The sequence below is a fragment of the Aeromonas sp. 600282 genome (genome assembly GCF_049175755.1).
Classification (GTDB): domain Bacteria; phylum Pseudomonadota; class Gammaproteobacteria; order Enterobacterales; family Aeromonadaceae; genus Aeromonas; species Aeromonas veronii_A.
Genome location: NZ_JAAKVR010000034.1, coordinates 1 through 6,027, shown reverse-complemented (window position 1 = coordinate 6,027; position 6,027 = coordinate 1). Strand labels below are relative to the sequence as shown.

General features: G+C 60.5%; 8 protein-coding genes. All 8 read left to right on the top strand.

Translation table 11 applies throughout. From position 1 onward, the window contains the following. The coding region (locus G5137_RS20525) for a hypothetical protein (protein ID WP_421255902.1) at nt 1-406 on the top strand (406 nt) is incomplete at its 5' end. A gap of 90 nt (nt 407-496) precedes the next feature. Then, nucleotides 497-1,069 (top strand): phage baseplate assembly protein V, encoded by a 573-nt coding sequence (locus tag G5137_RS20520; protein WP_421255901.1) that lies wholly within the window; start codon nt 497-499, stop codon nt 1,067-1,069. Then, nucleotides 1,066-1,425, top strand: coding sequence for a GPW/gp25 family protein (locus tag G5137_RS20515; protein ID WP_408798167.1), 360 nt, complete (start codon nt 1,066-1,068; stop codon nt 1,423-1,425). The genes G5137_RS20520 and G5137_RS20515 overlap by 4 nt, the downstream gene beginning before the upstream one ends. Further along, complete coding sequence (locus G5137_RS20510) at nt 1,422-2,333, top strand: baseplate assembly protein (protein WP_421255900.1); 912 nt, start codon at nt 1,422-1,424, stop codon at nt 2,331-2,333. The genes G5137_RS20515 and G5137_RS20510 overlap by 4 nt, the downstream gene beginning before the upstream one ends. Beyond that, nucleotides 2,314-2,715 carry a hypothetical protein gene (locus tag G5137_RS20505; RefSeq protein WP_013723883.1) on the top strand — a complete coding sequence of 134 codons (402 nt, stop codon included), beginning with the start codon at nt 2,314-2,316 and terminating at the stop codon, nt 2,713-2,715. The genes G5137_RS20510 and G5137_RS20505 overlap by 20 nt, the downstream gene beginning before the upstream one ends. Then, nucleotides 2,715-4,127: a phage tail protein I gene (locus tag G5137_RS20500; protein WP_421255899.1), complete on the top strand. Its 1,413-nt coding sequence runs from the start codon at nt 2,715-2,717 to the stop codon at nt 4,125-4,127. The genes G5137_RS20505 and G5137_RS20500 overlap by 1 nt, the downstream gene beginning before the upstream one ends. Nucleotide 4,128: 1 nt before the next feature. Further along, nucleotides 4,129-5,532, top strand: coding sequence for a hypothetical protein (locus tag G5137_RS20495; RefSeq protein ID WP_421255898.1), 1,404 nt, complete (start codon nt 4,129-4,131; stop codon nt 5,530-5,532). A 33-nt stretch (nt 5,533-5,565) separates the two neighbouring features. Continuing rightward, nucleotides 5,566-5,922, top strand: a complete 357-nt coding sequence (locus tag G5137_RS20490; RefSeq protein WP_421255897.1) for a tail fiber assembly protein — start codon at nt 5,566-5,568, stop codon at nt 5,920-5,922. Nucleotides 5,923-6,027 lie beyond the last annotated feature (105 nt).

The window sequence follows — 6,027 nt, the reverse complement described above, 5'->3', positions numbered from 1 at the left end:
TCAAACAGCTCAAACAGCTCAAACAGCTCAAACAGCTCAAACAGCTCAAACAGCTCAAACAGCTCAAACAGCTCAAAATAACAGTGAAAACATAACTAACAAAATATTTGAAATACTGCCATTACTCTCATTTGTCGCTATATTGCTTTACTTCTTTAGAGTTCTTCTTTTTAATTACAAAGCAATTTGCGCTCAGGTTTTGCAAATTGAATTAAGAATGACCCTATGTCGATTCATACAACATTACTCAGAACATGCAGCTGAGATAAAGAAAAATAGTGATGTAACACTAGACCGTTTTGAACATATTATTTTTTCTGGTCTCGTTAATAACGATAGCGATTTGCCTGCAACCTTTGATGGTGTGGAACAACTGGCCACTCTATTCAAAACGGTGAAAGGCTAACGACTCGACCTATCTAATCGGCCATTGTGTAGAGTCTCTACACAATGGCAACCTTTCGCCATCCCGGCCATTGCCCAAAACAATGGCCCCATGCAACCAACCCCGACCGAACTCAAACGCCTGATCGACAACCTGATCCGCATTGGCACCGTCACCGCCGTGCGCTCCGGGGAGTGTCGCGTCAAAACCGGCGACATCACCACCAACTGGCGGCCCTACTCCACAGAACGGGCCGGGGCTAACCGTACCCGCCACCACCTGAGCTTGGGCGAACAGGTGATCCTGCTCTCCGTCAGCGGCGATCTGCGCAATGCCTATATCGTCGGTCGCCTCAATACTGACCAGTTCCCCGAGCCGTTGGCCGAAGATGACAACCCGGATCTCGACCGCACTGAATACAGCGACGGCGCCATCATCGAATACAACCCGGCAACCGGGGCACTCAACGCCACCGGCATCAAGTCAGCCACCATCTCGGCATCGGTAACCGTCAAGCTGATCACCCCGCTGGTCGAATGCACCAAGGCGCTCAAGGTCGGTACCACCATCAGCGCGGGGGGCAAGATTACCGCCCCCAGCGCAACCATCGGCGGCATAGAAGTCACGACCCACAAACACAAAGACACCATGCCGGGCAGCGGCACATCAGGGGGCCCGGTATGAACTGGCTCGGCATGAATGCTGCCAATGGCCGCGCTATCAGCGCCACCGACCACATCATCCAGTCTGTGCGTGACATCCTTATCACCCCGGTGGGCTCGCGGGTGATGCGCCGCGACTACGGTAGTGAGCTCTTTTACCTCATCGATATGCCCCAGCATCAAGCCACCCGCCTGCGCCTGATGGCTGCCACCGTGCAGGCCCTTATCAACTGGGAGCCCCGCATCACCGTCACCCGCGTCGATGTGCTGGGCGGCGGCATGGATGGCGCCCTCACCATCGAGCTCACCTGGCAGCGCAAAGATGGCGGCGTGTTGGAATCAGCGACCATCCCCATTTCCACAGGAGCCGCCCAGTGAGCACTGTAGACCTGACCCAGCTCCCACCACCGGAAGTCGAGGATACCCTCGACTTTGAGGCCATCCTGGCCAAGCGCAAGGCAACCCTGATCAGCTACTACCCGGCAGACCAGCAGGCGGCCATCGCTGCCACGCTGGAACTGGAATCCGAACCGCTCAACAAGCTGCTGCAGGAGAACGCCTACAACGAAATGATCCTGCGGGCCCGCATCAACGATGCCGCCAAGCAGACCCTGCTCGCCTTTGCCAGTGGCACCACCCTTGACCATGTGGCCGGTGAGTACGAACTCGAACGCCTGCTGGTCACCCCGGGCGACCCATCAGCAACCCCGCCCATCGAGCCGGTGTATGAATCTGATGACCGCCTGCGCATGCGCTGCCAAATGGCCTATGAGGGCATGGCCACGGCGGGCCCGGTCAATGCCTACAAGTTTCACGCCCTCTCGGCCAGTGCCGAGGTGGCCGATGTCGCCGTCGACAGTCCCACCCCGGGCACCGTCAGAGTGACCATCCTCTCGCCGGCAGGCCAGCCGAGCGCCGACACCCTCAATCTGGTCGAGCAGGCACTCTCTGCCGAAGACGTGCGCCCGCTCTGCGATCTGGTGGCAGTCGAACCGGCCCAGATCAAACCCTATGCCGTTGATGCCACCCTCAACGCCATCGGCCTGGGTAAAGAGCAGGCCATTGCTGCAGCGAAAGATGCCATGGCCAAAACGGCCGCCGCTTACTACCGTGTCGGCGCCACAGTTCCGCTTTCCGCCATCTATGCCGCCCTGCACCAGCCGGGGATCGACAGCGTCACCCTGCGCGCGCCGCTGACCGACGTCACCTGCAGCGCACAGCAGGCCGCCAAACTCACCTCCATCACCCTCGACTTAGGACACCACCATGGCAAACGCCCTCTATGACAAAGGCCGCGAAAAGTTTCTCACCGGCGCCATCAATGCCAGTGCCGACACCCTCAAGTGTGCCCTGCTCAAAAGCACCTATTCACCGACCCTCGCCAGCGATGAGTTCTACAGCGGGATCTCGGCCCATGTGGTCGGTACCCCGCAGACCCTCACCAGCAAAACCGTGGCTGCTGGCGTGCTCGATGCGGCCGATGTCACCTTCACCGCCGTGCCAACCGCCAACGTCAACTACTGCGCCATCTACAAAGACACCGGCAACGCCGCGACCAGCCCGCTGATCGCCCTGTTCGATACGGCGGCGGGCCTGCCGGTCAGCACCAACGGCGGCGACATCATCATCGCCTGGGATAACGGCCCCAATAAGATCTTCAAGCTCTGATGGCAACCCTCTATCCCGTCTGGCGCGGGTCACTCACCTATCACGATGGTGCCCTGTCACATGACGGGGCAGCTCTCTATCGGGGCACGGTGCAAGGCCCGGATGATCCAGCGCCAGAGGCCATTGCCGGGGTCAGAGTTGGCCTGACAGTGGCAGGGATAGAAGCAGGCCAGGCCGGGATGGCATCACTCATCCAGCGCGCCAAGCCAACCGGGATCAGCCAGTTTGCCGCCGGGGCCAATAAGCTGGCCAGCCGCGCCAAGGCCATCGCTATCACTAATTGCGCACAGGGTGAACCCGCGACGACCATCCGGGCCACGGTTGCAACAATGGGCGATCTGCTCGCCATGGGGGCGGCTGACATGTCAACACAGATAACCCTTGTCGGGCTTGATGCGGGGATGGTCGGCACGGCGGGAGTCAGATCCCGGCTCGGAACCGGCGGATTACCCCCTGATGCCATCAAGGTGCCGACCATTCAGCAACGGCTGGCTCCGGCAGGGTTCGCTCTCGGCGCTATCGGCAGCCACAAGGCCAGGGTGCGACAGACCATCGGTGATCTGACTGACGGTCAGCAAGGTGCGCTATTGCTGAAAACCAAGCTGGCGCAGGCGGCAACCGCCTTTACCAGCGCCATGGGCACACCGATCGCCAAGTACGCCCAGATCATCTATCCGATAGCACCAGCCCTGCCAGCAGTAACCCAGCCAGCCCTGACCATCACCCTGGCGCAGGATGGACTTGAGCCCCCATTGGTAAGCCCGTTCACCACCATTACTCGCTTGGCGACCCAAGGGGTCGATGCCGGTGGCATGGGGTCGCACAAGGTGCATCGCCTGCCACTGGCAACCCCGGCAACCCGGGATCTGTTGCCACCCTCTGCAACCCGCCTGGAGCACCTGACCGCCGCGCTGGCCTACCACCTGACACCAGAAGTCATTACCTCCACCCGCTTTGCCGACACCTGCCCGGCGCCGTTGCTGCCCTGGCTGGCATGGGCCCGCTCGGTGGACTGGTGGGAGTTGGCGGAATCGGAAGACCAGCAGCGGGCGCTGATCAAAGCCTCGTTCCGGTTGCATCAGCGCAAGGGAACCCCATGGGCCATCAAGGAGGCGCTGAACGTGCTGGGCTTTGGTGACAGCACCATCATCGAGCGCGCCACCGGCCGCCGCTATGACGGCACCCTCAGCTACAACGGCAACGAACCCCATGGCGACCCGACCCGCTGGGCGGTCTATCGGGTCATCTTGACCCGCCCGGTCACCACCGAGCAGGCCAACCGCATCAAGCGCCTGTTGGCAGAGATGGCCCCGGCCCGTTGCCACCTCTCCGCGCTCGATTACACCCGGGCGCCCGTTACCTACAACGGCGCCGCAACCTACAACGGCAACTACAACCACGGAGCCTCATGATATGGCGAATTTACAAGAGGTCGTCAGCTGGGAGGCTGGCATCTACCAACTCGAAACCGGTGATCCGGTGCTGGGCGGCCCGGGCGGCATCTCCAACAAGCAGGCGCAAGCACTGGCCAACCGTACCGCCTACCTGAAAAAACACGTCGATGATATCGAGGGAGGCAACACGGCGGCAGGCAAGGCCAACAAGCTCAGCACCGCCCGCAATATCGCCCTGGCTGGCGATGTGACCGGTCAGGCGGCATTTGATGGCAGCGGCAACATCACCATCACCGCCACCTATAAAAACTCGGGGGTGGTGGCGGGTACCTATCGCTCGGTCACCGTCGATGCCAAGGGCAACATCACCGCTGGCAGCAACCCCACCACCCTGGCGGGCTATGGCATCACCGATGCGGTTCCCAGCGCACAAAAAGGCGCAGCCAATGGGGTGGCGACGCTCGATGGCAGTGGTAAGGTCCCCGTCAATCAGATCCCGGCCACGGCCATCACCGACACCTTTGTCGTCAACACCCAGGCCGCCATGCTGGCCCTGACCGCCGAAGTCGGGGATATAGCCGTACGTACCGACCTCAACAAGAGCTTCATCCTGCGGATTGCGGGCGCCGCCACTCTGGCCAACTGGCAAGAACTGCTCACCCCGACCGACTCGGTGCAATCGGTGGATGGCATGACCGGGGCGGTAACCATCACCACCGCCAGTGAAGCCGTGAAGGGTAAGGCACAGATCGCCACCCAGGCAGAGGTGAACGCCGGTACCGATGACGCCAAATTCGTCACTGCCTTGAAACTGGCAAAGATGGGCATTCAAAAACAGATCGCAACCTTCAAACAGGTGGGCGTGACCCACTGGGTAGTTCCAACCGGCGTGTATAAAGTCCTGGTCACAGTGGTCGGTGCTGGCGGCGGTGGGGGTGGAGCCAGCTCATCGACCAATTACAACGCCAGTGGTGGCGGGGGTGGCGCGGGGGGATATGCCAAAAAGTTGGTCAACGTGTCCCCGGGAGACAGTATTCCCATCACGATCGGAACAGGGGGTAAAGGGGCACTAAATGGGACGGTTGCCGCCTCCCCCGGGCAAACCAGTTCATTTGGCACGTTTTGCAGTGCCACCGGCGGTAGCCCGGGCAACTCCGCTGTGGGTGGGTCCACCTCTTCGATGTGTGGTGCAGGAGGCGGCGGCGGGTTAGGTTCCGGCGGCGACATTGATGGTTATGGTGGCCATGGTTCAGCCGGGATTGCTTCCGCGCCTTCCGCAGTCGGAGGGTCTGTGGGCCAAGGACAAGGTGGAACAGCCCTCGCCTCATTGGGTAGAGGGGGAAATGGCGGCGCCACGGTAACAGGTAATCAGGGCGCGGCTGGCCAAGATGGATTAAACGGTATAGTCATTGTGGAGTGGTAAATTATGTGGGCACGAATCGAAAAGAATCTCGTCATGGAAACCACCGAGCTTGACCCCACTGGCCGCTATTATGAAGCGCTTGACTGGATGGCATGCAGCGATGATGTGATGCCTGGATGGGTCGTCTCAGGTAACAACATCACACCCCCCTCAGCAACGGAAGTCTCTCCTGAAGATAGCGCGCAAGCGCGTCTGTCAGACTGCCTCACGTTGGCAAATCAGACCATTGCTACCCTTCAGCCCGCAGTCGATGGCGGCTATGCCAAGCCAGAGCACATCCAGTTGCTGGCCGACTGGCAGCGTTACCGATACGAGCTGACATTGGTGCCGGAGCAAGCCAGCTGGCCAGAGTCGCCGCAGTGGCCAACCGAACCGGACAAGGTCATCTAACGACACACCCCGCCTTGTGCGGGGTGTGTCGTTACTGCCGTCCGTTACCCCGTTGTCACCGCCCATCCAGTGTATCCACGCCAGATACACTGGCCGCCGCTCGCC